Below are 23,567 nucleotides of genomic sequence, written 5' to 3'. Positions count from 1 at the left end.
CTGCGATCTTTTGATGATCAAAAGATCGCAGGCCGTCTTCTCTCAGCTCAATCAAATGCCTTGCAGGGCAAGGTCCATCGCAAAGTAGGTGAGGATCATGTCGGCGCCGGCACGTTTGATCGAGCCGAGGGTTTCACGTACCACGCGGGCTTCATCAATGGCACCGGCCTGGGCGCCGAACTTGATCATCGCGTACTCACCGCTGACCTGATAGGCCGCCAACGGCAGGCGCGAGGCTTCGCGCACATCACGAATGATGTCCAGATACGCGCCGGCCGGTTTCACCATCAGCACATCAGCGCCTTCCTGTTCGTCGAGCAACGACTCGCGGATGGCCTCGCGGCGGTTCATCGGGTTCATCTGGTAAGACTTGCGATCACCTTTCAAGGCACTGCCGCCCGCTTCACGGAACGGGCCGTAGAGTGCCGAGGCAAACTTGGTGGAATAGGCCATGATCGAGGTGTCGATAAAGCCGGCCGCGTCCAGCGCTGAGCGAATCGCTTGAACCTGACCGTCCATGGCGGCCGAAGGCGAAATGAAGTCGGCGCCAGCAGCAGCGGCAGCAACGGCTTGCTTGCCCAGGTTGATCAGGGTCGCATCGTTGTCCACGCCGTGGTCGTGCATCACACCGCAGTGGCCGTGAGAGGTGTACTCGCAAAAGCAGGTATCGCTCATCACGATCATTTCCGGGGCGGCGTCCTTGCAGATCCGCGCCATACGCGAAACCAGGCCATCCTCACGCCAGGAATCGCTGCCCGTCGCGTCCAGGTGGTGCGACACACCGAACGCCATCACCGACTTGATACCCGCGCGAGCATACCGCTCAATCTCGCCTGCCAGTTTCGACTCAGGAATACGCATCACGCCCGGCATGCTGGTGATGGGCACAAAGTCGTCGATTTCTTCTTCGACGAAAATCGGCAGCACCAGGTCGTTCAAGCTGAATTCGGTTTCCTGGAACAGGTCGCGCAAGGTTTGGTTACGGCGCAGACGACGGGGACGAACAGAGGGGAACTGGTTAGGCATCATGGTTCCTGAAGGGCAGGTTCATAAAACGAACGGCAAAACAGTAGAGCCTTGACCCAGGCTCAATGGCGCAACAAATACAGGAATGAACCTGCAATTGCAAAACTTGCGGCCTGCCTGCGTCCCGTTGTCGCGGGCCATGACCGGTTGATCATTTCGTTAAAAAGCGTAATATCGCTTCCCATGATTCTCGAACAGCTTAAAGCCTTGGGCAATGACACCCGCATGCAAATGATGCAGTGGCTCAAAGCCCCTCTCACGCATTTCCCGCCCCAGGACCATGGTGATCCTGCGATTGGTGTCTGCGTGACACATTTGCAGCACAAGGCCAGGTTGTCCCCTTCTACAGCGTCTGCCCATTTGGCGATTTTGCAACGTGCAGGCTTTGTGCTGACCACGCGCATCGGCAAGTGGACCTACTATCGACGCAATGAACAAGCGATTGCTGACTTTGCAGCTAGGCTGAAAATCGAGTTGTAATTTTTAACCAATCATTTCGTTATTTCGCGGAATGTAAAAACATGAGGAAGCCCCATGAGCAACAAAACCATTTTCGTCCAACCTGGCGGCGGCTATCAAAATGTAGTGGTCGGCAGCAGCGACGTGCGCGCGCCGGCGAATGACGAAATCACCGTGCGCCTGCACGCCAACTCACTGAACTACCATGACTTCGCGGTCGTGAGTGGCATGTGGGGCCCGACTGAACAACGCATCCCGATGGCCGACGGCGCGGGCGAAGTGGTTGCTGTTGGCGCTGGTGTCAGCGAGTTCAAGGTTGGCGACTCCGTGGTCAGCACCTTCTTCCCTGAATGGATTGACGGCACGCCGCTGGTTGAAGGTTTCGTCACTGTGCCGGGTGACGGTATTGACGGTTATGCCCGTGAGAAAGTAACCGCCAAGGCCACCGCTTTCACCCTCGCCCCTGTCGGCTACAGCCACGCAGAGGCTGCAACACTGACCACGGCCGGGCTGACCGCCTGGCGCGCACTGATGGCCGATGATTCGCTCAAACCGGGCGATACGGTATTGGTACAAGGCACGGGTGGCGTGTCTATTTTCGCCTTGCAGTTCGCCAAAATGGCCGGTGCCACCGTGATAGCCACCTCCTCCAGCGACGCAAAGCTTGAGCGCCTTAAAGCGCTGGGCGCGGACCATGTGATCAACTACCGCAAAGACACAAACTGGGGCGAAACGGCGCGCGCATTGACCGGCGGCCGTGGTGTCGACCACGTGATTGAAGTTGGCGGCCCATCAACGCTTGAACAGTCGATGATTGCCGTGCGCGTGGCCGGTCATATCTCGGTGATCGGTATCTTGAGCGGCGTCTCGGGCGCCATGAACTTCGTGCCTGCGCTGGTCAAGCAAGTACGCCTGCAAGGCGTACTGGTCGGCAGCCGCACTCAGCAACAAGACATGGTCCGTGCCATCAATGCCGCTGGCATGCGCCCGATTATTGATCGCCACTTCCCGCTGAGCGAGATTGTTGACGCGTTCAAATACCAGGAAACCAATCAGCATTTCGGCAAGATCGTCCTGGACATCTGACCCGCCTCTACCGGATGGCGCATTGACAGTGCGCCTCCGGCTTTACTAGATTCGAGGTTTTGCCCAGCGAGCAGAACCTTATGAGCCTTGAATCCGTACGCGCTTTCTTCACTGCCAACGCCCCTGACTTGCACATCATCGAATTGGCCACCAGCACCGCGACCGTTGCCTTGGCGGCTGAAGCCCATGGCGTTGAACCGGGGCAAATTGCCAAGACCCTGGCCTTTCGCGTGGGTGAGCAGAATGTATTGTTGGTGGCCCGTGGCGATGCGCGTATTGATAACAAGAAGATCAAGAACGCACTGGGCAGCAAGGCCAAGATGCTTGATGCCGAGACAGTGGTTGCGCTGACCAGCCACCCGGTGGGCGGTGTCTGCCCGTTCGGCCTGGCAACTGATCTGCCGGTGTATTGCGATATTTCTCTGCAGGCGTTCAGCGAAGTCATGCCCGCCGCTGGCACCACGAATTCCGCCGTGCGCATCAGCCCGACCCGTATGGCACAACTGGTGAATGCCCAGTGGGTGGATGTGTGCCAAGAACTTGAGGCACCGTGCGCGGTGTAGCACGAGTCTGTTCTAAGAGCCGTAAAAAAGGCTGGACCCTTGCGGGGCCAGCCTTTTTTACAGGTAATGATTTTTACGCGATGGCGTTATCAACCAGCACTTGAGCTTCTGCGACCAGACGGCCGAGGTGCTCGTCGCTGACAAAGCTTTCAGCGTAGATCTTGTAGATGTCTTCGGTGCCCGACGGGCGTGCAGCAAACCATCCGTTCTCGGTCATCACCTTGAGCCCACCGATTGGCTGGTTATTGCCCGGTGCATGGCTGAGGATCTGGGTAATCGCTTCGCCCGCCAGAGTCGTCGACTTGACTTGCTCCGGCGACAACTTGCCCAGCAGGGCTTTCTGTTGCGGGGTGGCCTTGGCGTCGACCCGGGTCGAGAACGGCAAACCGAGGTCTTCAGTCATTTTCTGATACAGCTGCGAAGGATCGCGGCCTGTACGAGCGGTCATCTCGCCGGCCAGCAGCGCAGGGATCAAGCCGTCCTTGTCCGTCGACCATACGCTGCCGTCCAGGCGCAAGAACGATGCCCCGGCGCTTTCTTCGCCACCAAAGCCCAGCGAGCCGTCAAACAGGCCATCGGCAAACCACTTAAAGCCGACCGGCACTTCGTACAGGCGACGCCCCAGACGCGCTGCCACACGGTCAATCAAACCGCTGCTGACCACGGTTTTACCCACCGCCGCATCGGCACGCCAGTGCGGACGGTTCTGGAACAGGTAGTCAATGGCCACCGCCAGGTAGTTGTTAGGCGCCAACAGGCCGCCAGACGGGGTCACGATGCCGTGACGATCGTGGTCAGGGTCACAGGCGAAAGCCACGTCAAAACGTTCTTTAAGGCCGATCAGCCCTTGCATTGCGTGGCTGGAGGACGGGTCCATGCGGATGCGGCCATCCCAGTCCACGCACATAAAGCGGAACGTTGGATCGACCGCGGTGTTGACCACTTCGAGGTTCAACCCGTAGTGCTCGCCGATTGCCGACCAGTAACGCACACCGGCACCGCCCAACGGGTCTACGCCCAGGCGCAGGTTGGCACCGCGCAGGGTGTCCATGTCGATGACGTTTTTGAGGTCTGCGACATAGCTGTTCAGGTAGTCGTGGCGGTGCGTGTTGCTGGCTTTGAGCGCCTGCTCGTAGCTGATGCGTTTGACACCGGCGAGCTTGGCGGCCAGCAGTTCGTTGGCCTTGGCTTCGATCCACTTGGTGACATCAGTGTCTGCCGGGCCACCGTTAGGCGGGTTGTACTTGAAACCGCCGCTTTCCGGCGGGTTGTGCGAAGGCGTAATCACCACGCCATCAGCCAGCCCGGTAGTGCGGCCACGGTTGTAGCAAATAATGGCGTGGGAAATGGCGGGCGTCGGGGTGTACTCATCGTTCGCAGCGATCATGGTGTCGACACCATTGGCAGCGAAAACTTCCAGCGCGCTGGCACCCGCAGGGGTGGACAAGGCGTGGGTGTCGATGCCGACGAACAGCGGACCATTGATCCCTTTGAACTGGCGGTACAGGCAAATGGCCTGACTGATTGCCAGAACATGCCACTCATTGAAGCTCAGCTCAAACGAGCTGCCGCGGTGCCCGGATGTTCCAAAAGCGACTCGCTGGGTGGCAATCGCTGCATCGGGTTGACCGGTGTAGTAACCGGTCACCAGTCGCGGAATATCGACCAGCAATTGAGCTGGAGCCGGTTTGCCCGCAAGAGGACTGAGTGTCATGCAAAACCTCAAAAAGAAATGATTCGGAGGAAAAACCGCAGTTTACTGGCACTTCGACATTGGCGCGAAGCAATTGTCCTGACACAACGTATCAATTATGTCTTGTCAGCAAATTCTGCTTTATAAGACGGCACAATTTGCATCCTGTTCCCGCTCATGGCAAAAATTGCCTCATCCCGGTGCGTCTGCAATGTGTTTACGGATGCGTATGTTTAAGTTCGAAAAAGGAAGCAGCATGAAACCACTCGTTATCAGCGCGGCCCTGACCCTCTCGTTGAGTACGCTGTGCAGCGTGGCCAACGCCGCCAAACTGGAAGATGTAGCCCCCTACCCTAAAGCCGATGCGGGTTTCACTCGTCAGGTCATTCGCCTGCCGTCGCAAAAGAACGAAGAAGATTACAAGGTCCAGATCATTGCCGGTAAGACGCTTCAGGTTGACTGCAACCAGCAGCGCCTGACCGGCAAGTTGCAAGAAAAAAACCTTAAGGGCTGGGGCTATCCAATGTATCGCCTGGATAAGGTCAGCGGCCCGTTGAGCACCATGATGGCCTGCCCTGACGGCAAGCCGCACCCCGACTTTGTTCCGGTGGTGGGCGATGGCTTCATGCTGCGTTACAACAGCAAATTGCCGATTGTGCTCTACGTCCCTAAGGGCGTTGAAGTGCGCTACCGGATCTGGTCCGCGTCCAAACAGATCAAGCAAGCGACCGCTGAATAATCCCTACACAAGCCTTCGGGCGAGCAGGCATACGTCTGCTCGCCCGACCCTTCGGTTACTCCAGGCCGACGCGATACACCGCGCCTTTGTCCTCTTCGGTCAGTACGTACACGTAACCGTCCGGCCCTTGGCGAACATCACGAATTCGCGCCTTCAAGCCACCCAGCAAACGTTCCTCGTGCACTACTTTGTCCCCGTCCAGCTGTAGACGGATCACGTCTTTATCCGCCAGGGCACCGATAAACAGGTTGTGCTGCCAAGGCTTGAAACGCTCACCGTCATAAAATGTCATCCCGCTGATCCCGGGCGACTTCTCCCACACGTGATAAGGCGCAACCGTCCCTTCGACCACTTTGCCCTTGGCCTCAGGAATCGGCTTCGATGAGTAATCAATGCCGTGAGTCGCCAGTGGCCAGCCGTAGTTTTGACCGCGTTCGATCAGGTTGATTTCGTCGCCGCCCTTTGGCCCGTGCTCATGGGTCCAGAGTGTGCCCGTCCAGGGGTTCAGGGCTGCGCCCTGCTGGTTACGGTGGCCATAAGACCAAATCTCGGGCCTGGCGCCTTTTTGCCCGACAAACGGGTTGTCCTCGGGGATGCGCCCGTCCGGGTAGATGCGCACCACTTTGCCCTGCAACTTGTCGAGGTCTTGTGAAGTGGAACGCTGGTTGTTTTCGCCCAGCGCGATAAACAGGTAACCGTCGCGATCAAAGACCAGCCGTGAGCCAAAATGATTGCCGGTTGAGAGCTTGGGCTCCTGACGGAAAATCACCTTGAAGTCGCTCAGCGAACTCATGTCATCGGACAAACGCCCGCGCCCGACCGCCGTGCATGCGTTGCCGTCCTGGCCCTCTTCAGCGAATGACAGGTAAACCAGTCGATCGTTGGCAAAGTCCGGGGACAAGACCACATCCAGCAAACCGCCCTGCCCTTTGGCCCAGACCTTGGGCACGCCCGCCAACGGTGCCGACAACTTGCCCTCAGGGCTCACCCAACGCAGGTGGCCGGGGCGTTCGGTGACCAGCATGCCTTTTTTATCGGGCAAAAACGCCAGTGCCCAGGGATGGTCTAGCCCCTGCACCACAGGTGTGGCGGTGACGGGGCCCAACTCTGACTTGAATGTCTGCGCCTGCCCAGTCTGGGCATTCGCCGTCAACGCAAACATCGAGGTGACGACAAAGGTCGCCAATGCGGTTTTTTTCAACATCCGATAGTCCTTTTTCGATTAACGCGCATCCCTGGGCTGTACCGAGGGTGCCGTTGGCTGCAAGGTTTGAGGTACGGGTGGATTTCGCGGGTAACCGTTGCCGATCTGGCCATTTTCAATCGACGGCCTTTGCCCTTGAGGCACAGGTTGACCGGGGCGAATCAGACCGGGATCAGGGCCTGTGCCTTGTCGACTGTTAGGGTTGATGCGCCGGATGGCATTGTTGTTGGAAGGCGCCACACCGGGAGTGAGCGTGTTCTGCGCCAACAACACGGTGGCCGGTCGTTGGGCATGACCACCGTTGGCTATGTCGGGTTGAGCGTGGGCTGACGCGTGGGCGGCCATTGCGGCCAGCAGCAAGAGCCCAAAAGCACTGTGTCGCGCACTGATCATGGTTTGCTCCAATTCAGGTAAGCCTGAGCGTTGGAGTGCAGTTTGCCGATCCGGTTCGCGATTAATCCAGCGAACGCTTCATGCGCGCCCGCTCAAATGTCACATCTTGTTGCCAGCGCGCTGAGTCCGCGTCATTAGTCGTCCGTTTCAGGGCCGATAACAATAACCGTCGATTGCCGGGCTTCCTCCAGCAACGCTTGACGGCAGACTTCATAGCAATCGTCGATATGCCCGTTACCCACCATCTTCATGACCCCAAAACTGATGCCCGCTGCCACCGCCTGACCGACAAACGGAACAAAGCGCACCACTGACTTGGTCGCCACCTTGGTGCCCATCTTCTTGAGCATCGACATAACCAGGGTACGGCTGATGAATTTGCCGATGGCTTCGCTGCCAATGCTGCTGACCGCCACGATCACCAGGCGCTTGGAGCGCGAGTCCATCTGTTCGATTTGCTGCGGGGTGAGCCCGAATTTACTGTTGATCGCCGGGAGCATCTCAACCAGCAGCGCCACGTCGGTGCCAAGGTCCAGCCCCGGAACGGGAATGGCGGCAGCTCCCGCAGACACAGCGGAGCGCTTGGTAACCATGGACTTGCACTCGTCACGAATGCGGTCAAGCTCGGCTAATGACCTGATTAACATAAGATTCCCCAACAAAAAGAGATAACACGCAGGCAGTCTACTACGTCCCCCCTGCACACCAGGCAGCAGGTCTTTATATAGAGGGCGTGTCGCTCAGGAAATTCAGGTGGGATGTGGGAGTTTTTGCAGGTGAAGGGCTCACGCTAACAGGCGGGTGCAGCCTGTACTTGGGGAAAGTACAGGCTGAAAAGACGTTAAACGTCTTTTTTGACCTTGCTCCAGGCATCTTTGATTTTGTGCACGAAGGTGGCTTTTTTGTCTTGCTGGCAAGCAGTGATGACTTCAGGAGTCACTTTTGCCACACCATCAACATCGAGCACAGCGTCTTCTACCTTGCCACTTTTGTTAACGGCTTCACCCAGGCCGACAGCGACAGGCTGGAAGCTTTCATTGACGGCCAGAAAATCTTCGCAAGTCCACTGCGCCAATGGCTTCTTGGCGTCTGCCTGAGCCAGTGTCGACATCGCCAGCAGGCTTGCTGCGCCAATCATCAGAATGTGCTTCTTCATATGAATATTTCCCTATTATCAATGAGACAGTTACGTTGGTTCTGCCGCCAAAGACCATAGTTGTGGATATGGGTTCTGTCAAACCACACCCCCCGGCTTTTTGTGATCGTTAAAAGACAACTTCGCACGGCAGACAAGTGATAAAAAAACTATAAATAACAGACGGATATCAAACATCGACTGAACGTCAGTTATATAAAATTACAGGTTGTCACCCGAGGGCTAGAAGCAACTGACTCAAGTCAACGCCGCCAATATAAAGCCGGTTATATTGACGGCGCTCCGCCTTGATTACTGAGTCAAGATGACCTTCATGGCTTTTTCCTGGGCAGCATTACCGAACACTTCATAGGCTTTGAGAATGTCATTCAACGCAAAGCGGTGGGTGATCAGTTGCGCGGTATCGATCTTGCCCGACTGCAGTGTTTTCAACAGCATCGGGGTGGTGTTGGTATTCACCAGGCCGGTTGAGATATTAACGTTCTGGATCCACAGTTTTTCCAGGTGGTGCCACAAATGGTGGTGTGCAAAATCTGGATGATGGCGTCGGTGGGTTTATCGACGACAGGCGTGGGGATTTCCGACCATTGTTTTTTGCCGGGCCCCTGGTAGGTAAGCGCTTTCATGACAGCCTTCCTTTAGCAGTTCAAGAATCAGCAGCCCTGCCAATCGGTACTCCGTGATCAGCAGACCGAAAATTACTCGGTGCAGTTAAGCAGTCTTTGGCAGATATGCCTTAGCTCCCAGTAAAAAACGCCCTGTTCCCGACCGGGAGCAGAGCGTTAATCATAGACTTGTACAAAATGGCATGGACTCGACGGCGCAAAGCCACCAGGCCATGCTGCCTGTATTTACAACAAAAATATTTATATAGGCCCACGACGCTTTGAACTTGCGATTACCTGATGCATCCGCGCGCAACACTGCCCATTTGCGGATCAACAGGAAGATTCAACATGACGGACCATTTAGCCAAACTAAAACAGGCTGCACAGCAACTAAGCGTACTGATTGACGCACAACCGGATTTTCGTGAAGTGTTGAATCACCGCTTGAAGAGCACGCATTCGCGCCTGCCTGAAGGCAGTTGCACCGATGACCTCTACGTCAACCATGAGGCTCCAGCCACAGTTGGACAAACGCCCGCACTCATCAGCCATTCGATCACCAAGCTCATTGAGTTCAGTTTTTCCAGCCGGCAATTCCCCACGTATACACAGGGCTCAACCCGGGTTTACAACCGTCCCTATACCGTGGCCGATGAAGACGTGGCCCCGGTTATCGACATCGTTCACGTCGAAGAATTTGTTCATGATATTTGCCACCACCTTCAACAGCACGTAAAGACCGCACTTGAGCATTTTTGGCAGTCGCCATTAAGTTATCTGCAAGATCAAAGTCCCAAAGACTGGCTCTACACGTTCTTGCGTAACGTATTCGTCGCAGAAAGCAAACTTCGGTTGGCTGATAACACCCTGAGTGCACAGGGCCATGCCGCAATCGCTCAACTGCAAGCGTTTCCGACCGCCAGGCAGCGCCTGGACAGCCAGGAGCCCTCGCCACGAGCGGTGTATGAGATCGCTTTTAAAAGGCCACCCTTGCCGAATATCCCTTTGCAAGGCTTGCTGGCCATCGTCGACAACAGTGCAGCCGAATCGGGGGACACGTCGCCCAAGGTCGTGCTCTACGTACCCGGCAGCGGCCTCGAGGAATTCGAGTCTCTGCACACTTTGAGTCAAGAGCTGCTGGCCAGGCTCGCTGATCCTTACCAACGTAGTGCACTGCTAAGTTATGTCGCTGTCAAAGACCGCGCAGCCGCATTGGACCTGACAGAGCTCAGTTACCATGAAATCAAGGGCGACGTGTTTACCCATTTCGTCGATGGGTTAATCCAGCAACAAGCGCTCAACCTCCGTGAGGTGTGGAAAACCATTCGTGCCGAACAGGTTGAGTACGACCTCGATGCGCTGAGCGAACACCTTGAAAAAGCCCTCGATGCCAGTTTCTACCTTGATCCGGCCGGCATTCTCAAAGCGCGCTACACCCGACTGTTTGAAAACCAGTTACCCGAGTGGCTCAAACAGGCGCCCGAGGCGCGGAAACTGGCGTGGCGCATAGCCGTCCAACAGCTCTATCAAGCGCAACTCGCCGCTCAAACTCGCGACCCCCAGGGCTTTTTTGCCAGCGGCAGCAAAAACAGCCTGCTGGCTTACGCCAGAGCCCGTCTCAGGCAACAGATACAAAAGGATCACAACGCAGACATTGACCCCGACAGCGTGATCATCGCGACCACCGAGGCCTTTAACACAAGCCCGGGGTTTTATCCTTTCAGCACCTCGGGCTATGCAGCCGGGAACTCTGTTAGCCGCACCGGCCCAACGTTCACCTACCAAACAACACGACGCACCCTGAGCGACCTGGCCCTGGACAATGTCGGAAAACTCGATGTCACTTTTGCCCTGACAGCACAAATTGAAGATGACAAACGTAAGCGCCACCCCTTTCTGACCAGCGCCTACCTCAAAGCTCTGGTAAGAACGCTGGATATAGGTGCCACCTATAAAAAAACCATCGAGGATGCACTGCTTTACGAGCCCGAGCTTAACTTCAAGTCAGCCCAGGCCCAATGGCGTCAAGAACGTTATGTCGCGCTCAACGATGCGCAATTGAACCTGGACCTCCTTGAAGCTCAACTCACCGACAACACTGAAAACATACTGACGCCCGAAGAAGTGTCGTGGGTTGAAGCGCTGCGTAACTACCCCAATGAAAAAGACCGCCCCCTGGTGGCAGGCCATCGCATCAAGGTGAATGAGCTGATGCTCAGAGGCTATACGTTGCCGGGGGTCTGGGTCATAACGGCAACCCCTTCAACACGCCTGCTGTGCTACACGCCCAACGCTCCGGATAAAGTCTGGTTTCGCAGAGTCGACTCCTTTAATGAGCTGGGCCGCGTGCTGTCTTCTGATGCGCTGAGCAGTTATGTATTAAACCGCGTGACACCCGCCAGGCAGCCCTATATCAAGCCATTGCTGGTAGATGATTTGCTGGCGGCAAAGATTGAACTTCAGTCCATCAGTAAACATTTTCAAAAAACGGCTTACGCCATAGAAGCGCAATTTGCAGTACGCAATGCTGATGAACAGTCAACATCGACCTATGAAACCAATGTGCAAACCGCCAAAGACCTTGCACTCACTGTGATTGACATCATCAGCTTTGTCCTGCCTACCAAAATCCTGCTGCCGCTGGTGTTGGTGAGGTTTATCTACAGTGTGGCAGACGGGATGGATGCGCTAGACCGTGATGAAAAGCATGAAGCGATGATGCACTTTCTAGACTCGCTGGCTCACCTCACCGATGCCGCTTCAGACTTTGCCGGCTCGATGGTCTTTGGCCGATCCCTGCGCAACCGGACAACACCCCGCAGCTCAAGTCTTAACCCTGAAGCGGCCAGTACACTAACCCCCGATGACATGACGTTACGCACAGGCGGGCACTTTGGCTCAGGTGTCTATGAACACATCGACCCCTCGAACAAACAGGTCAGTCACTACTTAAAGGACAACGCAGGCAAGCTGCATCATGGTCAATACGACAACCTTAGCGAAAGTTGGTACGCGCTGGATAAACGCCAGCCTGATGCGTTGTACCGCACTCGCGCACTTGAGATTGCTTATGGGCGCTGGGACTCTGCTCCCACAATAGGCTCTGCCAAGCAACAGCTGACAGTCCATCAATTATTAAACAAGTATGAGGTCATAGCGCTTGATGTTCATGGGACCCGCCCTAGTCGCGAAGGTATCTACACCGTCACAAGAGCGGTAGACACACCCGACAGTCAAGGTATTTATGCGCAGACTACCCACCATTTTATTCGCCAGGACGGCCGTATCTTTGAAGTCAAAAAAGGGTGGTTGGGAAGGCATTGGTATTTGGCCTCAGGGGATAACCGCTCCACGTACAAAGTACGGCGCCATACGAGCAGCAATGTTTGGGAAGTCAAAAACCGTCAAGCAGATAAAACCAAGCTGTGGGAACCCTTAAAACTGCACACGCCAGAGGTTTTGCCGGATACACCCGTGATTCGGTACAGCGAATACGCTGCAAGCCCCGAGTTCACTGACACATTGGACAGGCTGACAACCCATAACGATATTGACTTTACTAACTACTGCTACAGTGTTGACTCTCTAGAGAGTGCACGATCTCATGCACATCATCTGCAATTAAAAATGTACAAGGATGCAAAAGCGTTCTTCAAAGACTTGCCTGCAAAACAACGTTTACCCTCGCCCGGCTTCGCACCGGATACCGGTGTGCCTGAGATACTCACAACCCTTCACAAGAAATACAACGGGGTCATTATCGGAGAAGCCCACTCAGCCGTTTCAAGTAAAAAGGTGATCATTGATCATTTTGAGCTGTTTAAAAAAAACGACGTAAAAACGTTGTATCTGGAGCATTTACAGGCAGATCTCCACCAACTGCATTTGGATGCTTTCTCGAAGACAGGCCAAGTTTCACCCAGACTTAACACCTTCCTTCGCGATCTGGACAACGGCTACGGCATTGACGCGAGCAGCCCTTATTCATTCAGCAACCTGGTCTACAACGCTCAAAAGCATGGCCTGAGGATAATCGCCATCGACTGTGTTGCCAGCTATTACATCAAAGGTATCGCAGGTTCGGCCGATATCGCGCGCTCGACATTATTTAGCTACGGTGCCAGCCAAATCATCCGCAACCATCAGGCACAAACGGGTAACCATAAGTGGATCGCCCTGGTCGGCAATAGCCACGCCAACGCCCACCAGGGCGTGCCCGGGCTCGCAGAACTGGAGGGCGCAATTTCACTGCGTGTGGCAGACGTTAAGCCAGGGTCACAACGTGGCATAACAGTAGACCGCGGGGACGTTGGAAAAACCGACTTCATTGGCTCGAATGTCGCTTTTATGAAAAACGACTTTTTGCTTGAAGTAGAAATACCGGGCAAACACCCTAAAACGCATTCCTTAACCGAGTCTCAACTTGAGCAAACACTTCCCGAAACCGGCCAGTTCCTGTTCGATAAAGATCACCAGCGCTGGCCCGAATTGATTCATCGTTCAAGCAGCCGGGAAATACTGCGTACACCCTTGCAAACCGATGCAGAAGGCAAGCTCTATATCGAACGTCCCAACTGGGAACACATTCACCAAAAGCGCTACAACAAACTGGATAATCTGATCAATGACCTGAAAGCGTATGGCATGAGAATGGTGCCTAACAGTCTTTGATGGCCTCCCGGAGCATTTCGATCACATTGATGTCCGGCTGAGCATGAGCGCAACACACTCATGTAAAACCGGACTCTTCTTTCCAAGCCCCGACTGAGACAGTACGCCCGCCATGAACGCGGAACTTTTGTGCGGCTACTTAGCGTTGCTGCGAAACCGAGAAGTCAGTCTCACCTTTGTCATCTGCCCGCATCACCACCTTGTAAGCCTCGGTGGTCCCGCAACCGGAAACCTGCCAGGTCTCCTCAGCTTTCTGGATCGCGCCGCTCGGCGACTTATCTATATGGGTAATACGGCTATCAACGGCGCTGATTGAATGACACTGGGTCATCGCTGAAAACAGACGCTCGACTGTTGCATACACATCCTTGCGCAGCAGCGGATCAGTGACGGATTGCCCCGAGAGCTGAGGGCTGCTGGCGCAGCCTGCCAATACCACCCCAACTAAGACGAGGCTAAAAAGGGCGCGGTGTTGCGTTGTCCTGGTCAACATAATCATTCCTTGAGACGGCGTCATGCCGTGTTGAGATCCCTTATCGTGGCTATTCACGGGGTGACGCGCCGCAGAGCACAGCCACCATTTCGTGTATTGCAGGGAGCATCGCTGGCGCTAGTCCACTGACCTGGGACGTGACGATAAGACCTTCGCCAATCACAAAGAGTTGCATCGCAACCGCCGACGGTTGCGTCAGGCCTGCCTGCGTGCAAATACCTTGCAGGTAATTCAGGACCTGCTGCTTGTGTTGACTGGCCAAGACATGCGCAGGAGCGCTCTGAGCGCTGTATTCCGCCGAAGCATTGATGAACGCGCAGCCATGGAAATCAGCCGACTGCGCCCACCGGATAATGAAGTCGATATACGCCTGGGGCCTGTTCGCTTCGTCAGCGCCCTCTACTGCCCTGGCCATTTGCCCCATGAACTCGGCGTGCCGCAGTTGCAGCGCAGCCTCGACCACATGTTCCTTGCTCGGAAAATGCCGGTACAGGGTTTTCTTGGTCACGCCAGCCCTCTGGCTGAGTTGCTCGACCCCCGAGGCATGAAAGCCCTGGCGATAGAACAGATCGAGGGCCGCCCGGGTGATCACATCTGCAGTACTCATCACGCATCCCTTTGAAGTGAATGCGGCCAGTGTATACCGATCGGTTGACTTGCAGGTAAACCGATCGGTATCCTTTTATCACTGTCCACTCTCCGAGTTATCGCCATGCCTCTTATTCGCCTGCCTAAATCAAGCGCTCCACCCGCCCCCGACCTGCGTTTCAGCCTGATGTCGTTCATCGGCGTGGTCATCGCCATCGGCGTCACTGGCTGGCTTAGCCTGATCAGCGGAACGCCTTGGCTGATGGCCTCGTTTGGCGCCAGTTGTGTGTTGGCCTTTGGCGTGCCCGACTCCCCCCTGGCCCAGCCGCGCAGCATCATTGGCGGGCACATGGTGTCGACATTGGTCGGGCTCGTGGTGCTTCACACCCTGGGCAATGAATGGTGGGCTTGCGCTTTGGCAGTCGGGCTGGCGCTGGTCGCCATGCAGCAGACACGCACGGTGCATGCGCCCGCAGGCGCCAACCCGTTGGTGGTCATCACCGCCGGTGCCCCGTGGAGCTTTTTGCTGACGCCCGTGTTGGTAGGCTCGCTGGTGGTGGTGATCACTGCCTTGTGCCTTAACAACGCGCGCAGCAAAGGCAGCTATCCCAAATACTGGCTGTAACAGCCGCCCCGATTAACGATGCGGATGAACCGTCATGGCCACCAGTTTGATCACGATGGGGCGCACCACAAGGATGCACAGGAAGGCAGCGGGCATGGCCAACTTATAAGCCTGCAAGGTGTTGTTCAGGTAATCCGCATCGATACCCGTATTCGCCGCAGTAATCACCAGCGACATCAAAAAAGCCATGATCGTGGACATGTACAACGCGAATACATAGGGCGTTGCACGCACCGAGAACTTTAGACGGCTTGAAACTAACGTGTTTGAAGTGCTTTTAGCGTTCATATGTGACCCTTTTGATCCTGACAGTAATGGATGGCGCACCTTAACAAGATCAAAAACACGCAACTAGACGGCCATTTCTAGTTTGTTTATAAAGCAGATCTTACGAATACGACTCGGACTGGAGCAAAACATGGATCTGTTTGCTGCGATTAACAGTTTTATCAAAGTAGTTGAAGCCGGATCCATTGCAGGCGCGGCGAAAAATCTCGGCCTCAGTGCCGCCGCCGTCAGCCAGACCATCAACCGTCTTGAGGCACATCTGGGCACACGTCTGCTACAGCGCACTACTCGAAGCATGGCGCTGACCGAGGATGGCGCCCTTTACTACGCCAAAGTGCAGCGCATTGTCACGGATGTGGAGTTGGCGCACCGGGCCATCAGCCACAGCGACAGCGAACTGCAAGGTCGATTGAGCATCGCCTCGACTGCCGCTTTCGGGCGCCATGTCGTTGCCCCGCTGGTCGCGGGTTTTGCCACGCGTTATCCGCGCCTGACGCTGGAACTGAACATCACTGACAACAAAATCAGCCACATCCACAGCGGTATTGACCTGAGCCTGAGAATCAAGCCGCAACTGGAAGACGGGATCATTGCCCGCAAAATCGTCTCGGTGCCTTTTATTGTCTGCGCCTCACCGGCTTACCTTGAGCGTGCGGGCTGGCCAGACTCCCCTGACGACCTGCAGCATCACGCCTGCCTGGGTTTTCGCTATCCCCTGGATGGCCGCTTTCTGCGCTGGGGTTTTATCAATAATGGCCAGCACACTTATGCCGCGCTCAATGTCACAGCCACCAGTGACGATATTGACGCACTTGCACAAATGGCCGTTCATGGCGCCGGCATTGCGCGGCTGGCAGAGTTTATCGCCGCGCCTTACATAGAATCCGGTCAGCTTGTCCCTCTGCTTCAACACAGCCATTCACCGACTGAGTCTTACACCAAACCCCTGGATATTTATGCCTGCGTTCAGGACCGTGCGGCCATGACGCCAAAAGTTAAAGCCTTTATCAGTTATCTGGGTGAATACCTAGAAAAACGCTGGCCAAAAGAGAACATTTTTACTGATGTTTGATCCCCGACACAGGGCACTATTGATCGACAAAATTTAACGTTTAACACTGGCCTGCTGTAACCCTAGACACTAGGCCCGGCCAAGCGAATCGCCCGCAAACCCGCAGACTGTCGCGATCAGCAGTGACGCCTTGGCGGTCTGATTGTGTCGGCCAGTAGGCCTCTGTAGCCGCAAAGCTCTTTGCCCCCCAATTAAACGGCCCTAGTTGCCTGAGTTGGCGTATTGACTCCCCTCTCGAGGGTAAGTAAAACAACAAAGGCGTTTAGGCTGATTAGTTCTCGACAAACCCCGACAACAAATAACAAAACACGCAACTTACGACTTTTAAATAAGCTCATTTGGCTTATCTGCGCATCAGCAAGTGTCATCTTTCGTCGCTAGCATCTAACAATAATAGATGCTCCTTGTGTGAGGCTAAGGCTATGGAGAATAAAAGCAAACGCGGCTGGTCATGGGCTTATAAAAAGATCCGGGGCTTGCACTGCTCAAAGTTTACATCGGCCTATCGGGCAACCCGTTATGCCCTGCTGGGCGACACCGGGACTTTTTACAGCAAGGTGAGCTGGCAGAAAATTCGCATTTATCGCTAACGCTCAATAACCTGCCTGCATGACGCCGATTGATTGATAACGGACTTCGCCGGTCTGTTACGAACAGTGCGTAACTCCCTCGCCATTATTTTTGAACTTTCTCTCTGACGCTTTATCGAAACGCTCGTTCGATATTTTTCAAGTCATGGAGACTCTTGCGAATGTTTACAAAAAAACTGCTACGTCACTCCTGCGCCCTGGCGCTTTTCAGCGCTCCGCTGGCAGTGATGGCCGCCCCAAGCACCGACCCGCTGTTCAACGTGGGCTTGCTGGGTTCCTACACTGACTTCAAATTCGAAGGCGGCAGCAGATCCGACAAGGAACACATGGGCCAAGGCGGTGTATTTGCCAACTATGGCAACAAAATGACCGCTGAATCGGGTTTCATCTACCAGTTAGGTGGCGAAGCCAAATACAGCAAGAAGGATGGCAACAAACTCAAGGAAGCCCAGGCTGACCTCGACCTTGGCTGGCGTGCCGCGCTGGATGCGCGCAACTTTGTCGACGTGATCGTGGGTGGCGGTTACACCTGGACCCGTTTCGAGCCAGAGATCAACGATATCGACACCAAACTGACCTACAAATCGCCGTTCGCCAAGGCCGCTCTGGGTTACAACCACCAGTTCGACACATCGACCCTGCGCGTTGAAGTGGGTGCCCGCCAGACCCTCGATGGCCGAGCCAAGGTCAAAGTTAAAAACTTCGGCAGCGACACCGTCGACATGAAAGACCGCACCAACCCTTACGCTGAAGTGTCGCTGCTGATGAACCAGCAAGGCGACCTGCCAATCCAGGCGGGCGTGTACTACACCCGTACCGAGTACAAGATCGACGAAGACTCGCCGGTCGCTGACAACACCAAACTCAAGCGTGACGAGTTCGGCGTGAAGGTCGGTATGGTCTTCTGATCCGCCCGGTCAGGCCCCGGCGTTGTCGGGGCTTGCACCGCGTAGATCAAGCTCACTGACTGGCGTTGGCGAGCTGCACATAGATACAAAAACTGGCCAGAAGCAGCCAGAAAATCACAAATAGCCAAGGTGTTCTCATTGAGAACATGAGCGACTTTCGATAGCCCTTCTGACTGGATTCTTTTTCGTTAAACAAGGGCGATTCATCGTAGGCTTTACCCATCACCGGCTCACTTCGCAACAAATGGCTTTGCTTGAAATGCCAGTGATCAATAATCACATACGAAGCCCGAAACCCGGGCCAAGCATGCAATGAGCTAAAGATGCCCAGAACGGCCATCAAGCTTGGCACCACCAATGTGAACAGCTCTCCCCACTCTGGATTGAGATTGGCCATTGACGATGCAAACGCAATGACCAGGAACGACTGCGCCGTTAAATAGGCGTTCGTTCTATTTGAGAGCAGGCTGGTTTCGTACTGAATTTCTCTGCGATAGAAGTCCAGACGATCTTTCGGTGTACCAAATAACAAGACGTCAGCCGTGCACTCCTGTTGAAGGCGGGTATCTTCAGTGATGATTTTGGCCACAATGTGCCTCCGATAGACTGAATCATCTTAGAAGGCCTTTGGTTAAAGGGGTTCATTCTCACGTATCAACTGCCGTCTACTCCCGCGCAGCCATGAGGACCTGTATCGCATCAATGGCCCATCGAAACAGGGCTATCGCGCAGCGTTCACTCTGCGCTCATTCGGTTTCAATGGTCGCCTGCCATACAACTGTCGTCACACCTATGCGACAATGCGCGCCATGTCTGGCATGAACCCCGCTTTTATTCCTCAGCAGCTTGGCCTTAGCGTCCAATTGTTGCTGTCGACTTATGCGCGTTGGGTCAACTCAAGCTCAGATCGGAGTGGGCTTGAAAAGCTCCAGGTTGGTACCAAACGGCTACCAGCTCAAATACGCGCTCTCTAAGTTATTGATAGGTAAAGTAATTGATCTCCACAGCTAACATCACGATGCAGTTCGGCGCAAAGCCGCTATTCGAGAACGTTTCAGTAAAATTCGGCGCAGGTAACCGCTACGGTTTGATCGGTGCCAACGGTTGCGGCAAATCCACCTTCATGAAAATCCTCGGCAGCGATCTCGACCCGTCGGGCGGCCAGGTCATGCTGGAACCGAACGTGCGTCTGGGTAAGCTGCGCCAGGATCAGTTCGCTTACGAAGAATTCACCGTGATCGATACCGTGATCATGGGCCACGAAGAACTGTGGAAGGTCAAGGCTGAGCGCGATCGCATCTACTCGCTGCCAGAAATGACCGAAGAAGACGGCATGGCCGTTGCCGAACTCGAAACCGAGTTCGCAGAAATGGACGGTTACACCGCTGAGTCCCGTGCCGGTGAATTGCTACTGGGCTTGGGTATCGGCATTGAACAGCACAACGGCCCGATGAGCGAAGTGTCGCCGGGCTGGAAGCTGCGTGTATTGCTGGCTCAAGCGCTGTTCTCTGATCCTGAAGTGCTGCTGCTCGACGAACCCACGAACCACCTGGATATCAACACGATCCGCTGGCTGGAAAACGTTCTGACTCAGCGCAACAGCCTGATGATCATCATCTCTCACGATAGACACTTCCTGAACAGCGTCTGCACCCACATGGCTGACCTGGACTACGGCGAGCTGCGCCTGTTCCCGGGTAACTATGACGAGTACATGACTGTCGCAACCCAGTCGCGTGAGCAACTGCTGTCTGAAAACGCCAAGAAGAAAGCTCAGATCAACGAGCTGCAAGCGTTCGTCAGCCGCTTCTCGGCCAACGCCTCGAAATCCAAACAGGCAAGCTCGCGCGCCAAAGCGATCGACAAGATCACCCTGGCCGAGGTCAAGCCTTCCAGCCGTGTCAGCCCGTTCATTCGTTTCGAGCAGACCAAAAAGCTGCACCGCCAGGCCGTCATTGTTGAAAACATGGCTAAAGGCTTTGATGGCAAGACGTTGTTCAAAGACTTCAGCTTCACCGTTGAAGCCGGTGAGCGCGTGGCAATCATTGGCCCGAACGGTATCGGTAAAACGACGCTGCTGCGCACCATGGTCAATGAGCTGACGCCGGATGCCGGTTCGATCAAATGGACTGAATCTGCTGAGTTGGGCTACTACGCGCAAGACCACGCGCACGACTTTGAAGACGATGTGAGCCTGTTCGACTGGATGGGCCAGTGGACTCAAGGCGAGCAAATGATTCGCGGCACCTTGGGCCGCATGCTGTTCTCCAACGACGAGATCCTCAAGTCGGTCAAAGTCATTTCCGGTGGTGAGCAAGGCCGTATGCTGTTCGGCAAACTGATCCTGCAAAAGCCGAACGTGCTGGTAATGGACGAACCGACCAACCACTTGGACATGGAATCCATCGAAGCGTTGAACCTGGCGCTGGAAAACTACCCTGGCACGCTGATTTTCGTCAGCCATGACCGCGAGTTCGTATCGTCGCTGGCCACTCGTATCATCGAGCTGAGTCCAAGTGGCGTGATCGACTTCAGCGGCACCTACGACGATTACCTGCGCAGCCAAGGCGTGGTGTTCTGATTTCAGACACCGGCAAAGCCCTGTAGGAGCGAGCGCGTCTCGCGATCTTTTGGCCTTTTTAAAGATCGCGAGGCAAGCTCGCTCCTACAGTTGCTTGTGCAGGCAGAGCCGTGGTCAAGCGCTCGGTCATGTCTTCCTGCGCTTTTCCCCGACCTATCAACCAGCGCTGAAACGCCCGGCATTGTGCTTTCTGTAGCGTGTTAGGGTGCCAGCTCAGGTAATACGGCGATGGCAGCGCCATGGCGCGCGGCCACGGGATGATCAAGCGCCCCTCAGCAATGTCACGGGCAATCATCGAGTACTGCGCCAGTACGATGCCCTGGTGATCAATGGCGGCCTGAATGGCCATGCTGGCTGAAGAAAAGCTTCGACGCACGGCAATCGTCTGCTCCACTACCCCGCCTTCCAGATCAAACCATTCAACCCACGACGGCGGCGAATCAAATTTCGGCCGTGAGTCAACGCGTATCAATGGGTACTGAAGCAAGTCACTGGCCTGCCCCACCGTGCCCGAATGGCCTAAAAGCGCCGGTGAACATGCTGGCACCACACAATCGTGAAACAGCACAACGCTGCGCTCGGCGTATTGGATCGGCTCGCCATAGCCAATCCGAAAATCGGCGTTTTCCTCCTCCGATGTATCCGCAAGCGTGCCATCCAGATAGATGTCGAGATCATCATGCTCGCGCTGCCATTCGTAGATCAGCGGCCCCAGCCACTTGTTCATCAATGAAGGCAGACCACTGACATACAAGTTGTTGGGGTTTTTCGAGCGTTCGACTTCAGCCACAGCGGCTCTCAACTCTTCAAAGGCTGTCGAACATCTGGCATGGAAACGCTGGCCAATGGCATTCAGGCGCAAACGCTGGCCGTCCTTGACCGTCAGGCTCATGCCCAGCGCCTCATCCAGCAGTTTCATCTGCTGGCTCACCGCCCCCACCGAGAGGTTCAAGCGTTTTGCCGCCTGGGAAATACCACCACAGTGGCCGACGGTTTCGAATATTTGCAGGGCGCGCAAAGGCGGTAAGCGACTCATGGCAAGGTGCAGCCTCACTGGCATTTAAAGTTTAGAAATACTAATAAAACTGACAGAAATCGCCATATTTTATTCACTCAAAAATCGCTTTAGCCTTCTCCCACGCTCAATCGAGCGACGGCTTGGCCGGTCCAGCCCCTTATTCATTTGGTTTCCCGGGAGTTCGCAATGAAAGCTCATCCTCAACAGATCACTCAGGTTGTTCTTGGCGATAGAGAGCCTTCCATCGAAGAGTTTGTGGCGGTCGCCCGTTATGCAGCCAAGGTGTCGTTTTCTGAGGCCTACCAGCAGCGCGTGAAAAAATCCCGTGGTCTGGTGGAGCGTTTTCTTGATGAGAATCGCTTGGTCTATGGCGTGACCACCGGTTTCGGCGACAACGTTCGCCATGTGATTTCTGCGAGCAATGCCAAGGAGCTTCAGGTCAATATCGTGCGCTCCCACGCGGTGGCCGTGGGCGAGCCGCTCAAGCGTGAGCAGGTGCGTGCGATCCAGTTGATGGTGCTGATCAGCCTTGGCAAAGGGTATTCGGGGGTGCGTCTTGAGTTGCTGGAACTGATTGCCGCCTTGCTCAATAACGATGTCGTACCGTTTTCACCCGGCGAAGGGTCGGTGGGTTACCTGGCGGTCGAGGGGCACTTGGCTCTGGTCCTGCTGGGCGAAGGCAAAGCACGGGTCAATGGCGGTGAATGGGTCGACGGCGCCACCGCGCTGAAACAGGTTGGCCTGCAACCGACCGATCTGCAGTGCAAAGAAGGCCTGGCCATGCTCAATGGCACCACCTCGGTGACCGCCATCGCCATTCTGGCCCTGTACAACGCCATGCAGGCCGCCTCATTGGCAGACGTCGCCGCGGCACTGTCCATGGAAGCGTTAAAAGGCACGATTCGGGCCTTCGACCCGCGCTATCACTCGATCAAGGCACACAAAGAGCAGGCGCAAACCGCCCGGGACATAAAAGCGATGCTGCATGACAGCCAACTGATCGCTGAAAACATCGACTACCGGCTACAGGACGCCTATAGCCTGCGCTCCATCCCTCAAGTGCACGGCGCGTCGAAACGCTTTATCGAGCACGCGCGGGAAAATATCGAAAACGAAATTCACTCTTCAGGCGACAACCCGGTGATCTACCCGATTGATGACGGCGACGGCATTGCCATCTCGGGAGCCAACTTTGATGGCACCTACATCGGCATCTCAGCCGACTCCTTGTGCGTGGCACTGGCCAACCTGGCGAAGATTGCCGAGCGCCGTATCGATCGCATGGTCAACTCGCACTTCAGTGAAATGCCCGCCTTTTTGGTGCGCAATCCGGGCCTGAACAGCGGCTACATGATCCTGCAGTACACGGCGGCAGGCCTGTATGCAGAAATGAAGTCGCTGTCGTTCCCCTCCTCTGTCGACAGCTTCTCGACCTGCGCCAACCAGGAAGACCTGGTCAGCCTGGCCTATAACGCCGTGATCAAGGCCTACAAGGTGTCCGAAAAACTGGAATCAGTGCTGGCCATCGAGCTGCTGGTGGGCTGCCAGGCCCTGGACTTCCATGACGTGGGCAAAGCCTCCAGCGTGACCAAAGCGGTGTATGACCTGGTGCGCAGCCGTGTACCGGTGGCTGAACATGACCGCGCTTTCTATACCGACATTGCCAGCGTGACCGAGCAAGTGCGCAGCGGCGAAGTACTCGCCACCGTGCAGCAAAACCTCAAGTAAACAGGCCGCGTTCCAACAGAGGGCCGCCCGATAAAGCGTGGCCCTCCCCACACAGACAGTCGTACCCGTTACCCCTCG

22 protein-coding genes and 2 pseudogenes are annotated in these 23,567 nt (G+C 55.3%); 11 read left to right on the top strand and 13 right to left on the bottom strand.

What is annotated here, in order from left to right:
- Positions 1-51 precede the first annotated feature (51 nt).
- Positions 52-1,026 carry a porphobilinogen synthase gene (gene hemB / locus AAEZ03_RS00250; RefSeq protein ID WP_153372681.1) on the bottom strand — a complete coding sequence of 325 codons (975 nt, stop codon included), beginning with the start codon at positions 1,024-1,026 and terminating at the stop codon, positions 52-54.
- A 183-nt stretch (positions 1,027-1,209) separates the two neighbouring features.
- Between hemB and AAEZ03_RS00245 the strand changes: the two genes are divergently transcribed.
- The 3 genes from AAEZ03_RS00245 to AAEZ03_RS00235 all read left to right on the top strand — a co-directional run bounded on the left by AAEZ03_RS00245 (position 1,210) and on the right by AAEZ03_RS00235 (position 3,134).
- Complete coding sequence (locus AAEZ03_RS00245) at positions 1,210-1,506, top strand: ArsR/SmtB family transcription factor (RefSeq protein ID WP_048387864.1); 297 nt, start codon at positions 1,210-1,212, stop codon at positions 1,504-1,506.
- Positions 1,507-1,560: 54 nt separating this feature from the next.
- A complete protein-coding gene (locus AAEZ03_RS00240; protein WP_048387862.1) occupies positions 1,561-2,571 on the top strand; it encodes a zinc-dependent alcohol dehydrogenase family protein in 1,011 nt (336 codons plus the stop codon).
- A gap of 80 nt (positions 2,572-2,651) precedes the next feature.
- Positions 2,652-3,134, top strand: a complete 483-nt coding sequence (locus AAEZ03_RS00235; protein ID WP_048370150.1) for a YbaK/EbsC family protein — start codon at positions 2,652-2,654, stop codon at positions 3,132-3,134.
- 73 nt (positions 3,135-3,207) lie between these two features.
- On the opposite strand, the gene pgm is transcribed toward AAEZ03_RS00235, so the two are convergent.
- Complete coding sequence (gene pgm, locus AAEZ03_RS00230; RefSeq protein ID WP_350574865.1) at positions 3,208-4,848, bottom strand: phosphoglucomutase (alpha-D-glucose-1,6-bisphosphate-dependent); 1,641 nt, start codon at positions 4,846-4,848, stop codon at positions 3,208-3,210.
- A gap of 235 nt (positions 4,849-5,083) precedes the next feature.
- On the opposite strand from pgm, the gene eco reads away from it, so the two are divergent.
- Positions 5,084-5,566, top strand: a complete 483-nt coding sequence (eco, locus tag AAEZ03_RS00225) for a serine protease inhibitor ecotin (protein ID WP_350574862.1) — start codon at positions 5,084-5,086, stop codon at positions 5,564-5,566.
- Between the two features lie 55 nt (positions 5,567-5,621).
- On the opposite strand, the gene AAEZ03_RS00220 is transcribed toward eco, so the two are convergent.
- From AAEZ03_RS00220 to AAEZ03_RS00195, 6 genes and pseudogenes are all read right to left on the bottom strand, one after another.
- Positions 5,622-6,770 carry a PQQ-dependent sugar dehydrogenase gene (locus tag AAEZ03_RS00220; protein WP_350574859.1) on the bottom strand — a complete coding sequence of 383 codons (1,149 nt, stop codon included), beginning with the start codon at positions 6,768-6,770 and terminating at the stop codon, positions 5,622-5,624.
- An 18-nt stretch (positions 6,771-6,788) separates the two neighbouring features.
- Positions 6,789-7,163, bottom strand: a complete 375-nt coding sequence (locus AAEZ03_RS00215; RefSeq protein WP_350574856.1) for a hypothetical protein — start codon at positions 7,161-7,163, stop codon at positions 6,789-6,791.
- 134 nt (positions 7,164-7,297) lie between these two features.
- A complete protein-coding gene (locus AAEZ03_RS00210) occupies positions 7,298-7,756 on the bottom strand; it encodes a hypothetical protein (RefSeq protein WP_227024732.1) in 459 nt (152 codons plus the stop codon).
- Positions 7,757-8,004: 248 nt separating this feature from the next.
- Complete coding sequence (gene hdeA, locus AAEZ03_RS00205; RefSeq protein WP_048370138.1) at positions 8,005-8,319, bottom strand: acid-activated periplasmic chaperone HdeA; 315 nt, start codon at positions 8,317-8,319, stop codon at positions 8,005-8,007.
- 291 nt (positions 8,320-8,610) lie between these two features.
- Positions 8,611-8,826: pseudogene (locus AAEZ03_RS00200) on the bottom strand (alcohol dehydrogenase); the annotation flags it as partial.
- A complete protein-coding gene (locus AAEZ03_RS00195) occupies positions 8,775-8,945 on the bottom strand; it encodes a hypothetical protein (protein ID WP_185059559.1) in 171 nt (56 codons plus the stop codon). The gene AAEZ03_RS00195 and the pseudogene AAEZ03_RS00200, both read right to left, overlap by 52 nt.
- A 330-nt stretch (positions 8,946-9,275) precedes the next feature.
- Here AAEZ03_RS00195 and AAEZ03_RS00190 point away from each other — a divergent pair, with 330 nt between their 5' ends.
- On the top strand, positions 9,276-13,598 hold the full coding sequence (locus tag AAEZ03_RS00190; RefSeq protein ID WP_350574852.1) for a dermonecrotic toxin domain-containing protein: 4,323 nt from the start codon (positions 9,276-9,278) through the stop codon (positions 13,596-13,598).
- Between the two features lie 139 nt (positions 13,599-13,737).
- Here the strand turns inward: AAEZ03_RS00190 and AAEZ03_RS00185 are convergent, their stop codons facing one another.
- Both AAEZ03_RS00185 and AAEZ03_RS00180 read right to left on the bottom strand, forming a co-directional pair.
- Positions 13,738-14,115: a hypothetical protein gene (locus AAEZ03_RS00185; RefSeq protein ID WP_350574849.1), complete on the bottom strand. Its 378-nt coding sequence runs from the start codon at positions 14,113-14,115 to the stop codon at positions 13,738-13,740.
- 25 nt (positions 14,116-14,140) lie between these two features.
- On the bottom strand, positions 14,141-14,698 hold the full coding sequence (locus tag AAEZ03_RS00180) for a TetR/AcrR family transcriptional regulator (protein WP_350574846.1): 558 nt from the start codon (positions 14,696-14,698) through the stop codon (positions 14,141-14,143).
- 105 nt (positions 14,699-14,803) lie between these two features.
- Between AAEZ03_RS00180 and AAEZ03_RS00175 the strand changes: the two genes are divergently transcribed.
- Positions 14,804-15,304, top strand: a complete 501-nt coding sequence (locus AAEZ03_RS00175) for an HPP family protein (protein WP_350574843.1) — start codon at positions 14,804-14,806, stop codon at positions 15,302-15,304.
- Positions 15,305-15,316: 12 nt separating this feature from the next.
- Here the strand turns inward: AAEZ03_RS00175 and AAEZ03_RS00170 are convergent, their stop codons facing one another.
- Positions 15,317-15,592: a DUF2798 domain-containing protein gene (locus AAEZ03_RS00170; protein WP_153329891.1), complete on the bottom strand. Its 276-nt coding sequence runs from the start codon at positions 15,590-15,592 to the stop codon at positions 15,317-15,319.
- Between the two features lie 130 nt (positions 15,593-15,722).
- Here AAEZ03_RS00170 and AAEZ03_RS00165 point away from each other — a divergent pair, with 130 nt between their 5' ends.
- Positions 15,723-16,664, top strand: coding sequence for a LysR family transcriptional regulator (locus tag AAEZ03_RS00165; protein ID WP_153329893.1), 942 nt, complete (start codon positions 15,723-15,725; stop codon positions 16,662-16,664).
- A 751-nt stretch (positions 16,665-17,415) separates the two neighbouring features.
- Complete coding sequence (locus AAEZ03_RS00160) at positions 17,416-18,162, top strand: outer membrane beta-barrel protein (protein ID WP_048370123.1); 747 nt, start codon at positions 17,416-17,418, stop codon at positions 18,160-18,162.
- 52 nt (positions 18,163-18,214) lie between these two features.
- Here AAEZ03_RS00160 and AAEZ03_RS00155 read toward each other — a convergent pair whose 3' ends face one another.
- A complete protein-coding gene (locus AAEZ03_RS00155) occupies positions 18,215-18,751 on the bottom strand; it encodes a hypothetical protein (protein WP_048370122.1) in 537 nt (178 codons plus the stop codon).
- A 172-nt stretch (positions 18,752-18,923) separates the two neighbouring features.
- On the opposite strand from AAEZ03_RS00155, the pseudogene AAEZ03_RS00150 reads away from it, so the two are divergent.
- A pseudogene (locus AAEZ03_RS00150) lies at positions 18,924-19,136 on the top strand (site-specific integrase); the annotation flags it as partial.
- Positions 19,137-19,156: 20 nt separating this feature from the next.
- The gene (locus tag AAEZ03_RS00145) at positions 19,157-20,743 is read left to right on the top strand and encodes an ABC-F family ATPase (protein ID WP_082158156.1); all 1,587 of its coding nucleotides are present in this window, start codon (positions 19,157-19,159) and stop codon (positions 20,741-20,743) included.
- A gap of 58 nt (positions 20,744-20,801) precedes the next feature.
- Here the strand turns inward: AAEZ03_RS00145 and AAEZ03_RS00140 are convergent, their stop codons facing one another.
- The gene (locus AAEZ03_RS00140) at positions 20,802-21,779 is read right to left on the bottom strand and encodes a LysR substrate-binding domain-containing protein (protein ID WP_350574837.1); all 978 of its coding nucleotides are present in this window, start codon (positions 21,777-21,779) and stop codon (positions 20,802-20,804) included.
- Between the two features lie 168 nt (positions 21,780-21,947).
- Between AAEZ03_RS00140 and AAEZ03_RS00135 the strand changes: the two genes are divergently transcribed.
- The gene (locus AAEZ03_RS00135) at positions 21,948-23,489 is read left to right on the top strand and encodes an HAL/PAL/TAL family ammonia-lyase (RefSeq protein WP_350574834.1); all 1,542 of its coding nucleotides are present in this window, start codon (positions 21,948-21,950) and stop codon (positions 23,487-23,489) included.
- Positions 23,490-23,567: the final 78 nt, after the last annotated feature.

Source organism: Pseudomonas sp. HY2-MNA-CIBAN-0224 (assembly GCF_040310285.1).
In the GTDB taxonomy this organism is placed as follows: Bacteria; Pseudomonadota; Gammaproteobacteria; order Pseudomonadales; family Pseudomonadaceae; genus Aquipseudomonas; species Aquipseudomonas helleri.
This window is presented reverse-complemented; position numbering and strand designations above follow the sequence as displayed.

Bases quoted from the DNA above. Each gene is read 5' to 3' on its own strand.
- AAEZ03_RS00190 (WP_350574852.1), top strand. From the start codon at position 9,276: ATGACGGACCATTTAGCCAAACTAAAACAGGCTGCACAGCAACTAAGC.
- AAEZ03_RS00180 (WP_350574846.1), bottom strand. From the start codon at position 14,698: ATGAGTACTGCAGATGTGATCACCCGGGCGGCCCTCGATCTGTTCTAT.
- hemB (WP_153372681.1), bottom strand. From the start codon at position 1,026: ATGCCTAACCAGTTCCCCTCTGTTCGTCCCCGTCGTCTGCGCCGTAAC.
- AAEZ03_RS00210 (WP_227024732.1), bottom strand. From the start codon at position 7,756: ATGGTTACCAAGCGCTCCGCTGTGTCTGCGGGAGCTGCCGCCATTCCC.
- AAEZ03_RS00220 (WP_350574859.1), bottom strand. From the start codon at position 6,770: ATGTTGAAAAAAACCGCATTGGCGACCTTTGTCGTCACCTCGATGTTT.
- eco (WP_350574862.1), top strand. From the start codon at position 5,084: ATGAAACCACTCGTTATCAGCGCGGCCCTGACCCTCTCGTTGAGTACG.
- AAEZ03_RS00165 (WP_153329893.1), top strand. From the start codon at position 15,723: ATGGATCTGTTTGCTGCGATTAACAGTTTTATCAAAGTAGTTGAAGCC.
- AAEZ03_RS00245 (WP_048387864.1), top strand. From the start codon at position 1,210: ATGATTCTCGAACAGCTTAAAGCCTTGGGCAATGACACCCGCATGCAA.
- AAEZ03_RS00195 (WP_185059559.1), bottom strand. From the start codon at position 8,945: ATGAAAGCGCTTACCTACCAGGGGCCCGGCAAAAAACAATGGTCGGAA.
- AAEZ03_RS00240 (WP_048387862.1), top strand. From the start codon at position 1,561: ATGAGCAACAAAACCATTTTCGTCCAACCTGGCGGCGGCTATCAAAAT.
- pgm (WP_350574865.1), bottom strand. From the start codon at position 4,848: ATGACACTCAGTCCTCTTGCGGGCAAACCGGCTCCAGCTCAATTGCTG.
- AAEZ03_RS00135 (WP_350574834.1), top strand. From the start codon at position 21,948: ATGAAAGCTCATCCTCAACAGATCACTCAGGTTGTTCTTGGCGATAGA.
- AAEZ03_RS00140 (WP_350574837.1), bottom strand. From the start codon at position 21,779: ATGAGTCGCTTACCGCCTTTGCGCGCCCTGCAAATATTCGAAACCGTC.
- hdeA (WP_048370138.1), bottom strand. From the start codon at position 8,319: ATGAAGAAGCACATTCTGATGATTGGCGCAGCAAGCCTGCTGGCGATG.
- AAEZ03_RS00160 (WP_048370123.1), top strand. From the start codon at position 17,416: ATGTTTACAAAAAAACTGCTACGTCACTCCTGCGCCCTGGCGCTTTTC.
- AAEZ03_RS00175 (WP_350574843.1), top strand. From the start codon at position 14,804: ATGCCTCTTATTCGCCTGCCTAAATCAAGCGCTCCACCCGCCCCCGAC.
- AAEZ03_RS00215 (WP_350574856.1), bottom strand. From the start codon at position 7,163: ATGATCAGTGCGCGACACAGTGCTTTTGGGCTCTTGCTGCTGGCCGCA.
- AAEZ03_RS00185 (WP_350574849.1), bottom strand. From the start codon at position 14,115: ATGACGCCGTCTCAAGGAATGATTATGTTGACCAGGACAACGCAACAC.
- AAEZ03_RS00170 (WP_153329891.1), bottom strand. From the start codon at position 15,592: ATGAACGCTAAAAGCACTTCAAACACGTTAGTTTCAAGCCGTCTAAAG.
- AAEZ03_RS00235 (WP_048370150.1), top strand. From the start codon at position 2,652: ATGAGCCTTGAATCCGTACGCGCTTTCTTCACTGCCAACGCCCCTGAC.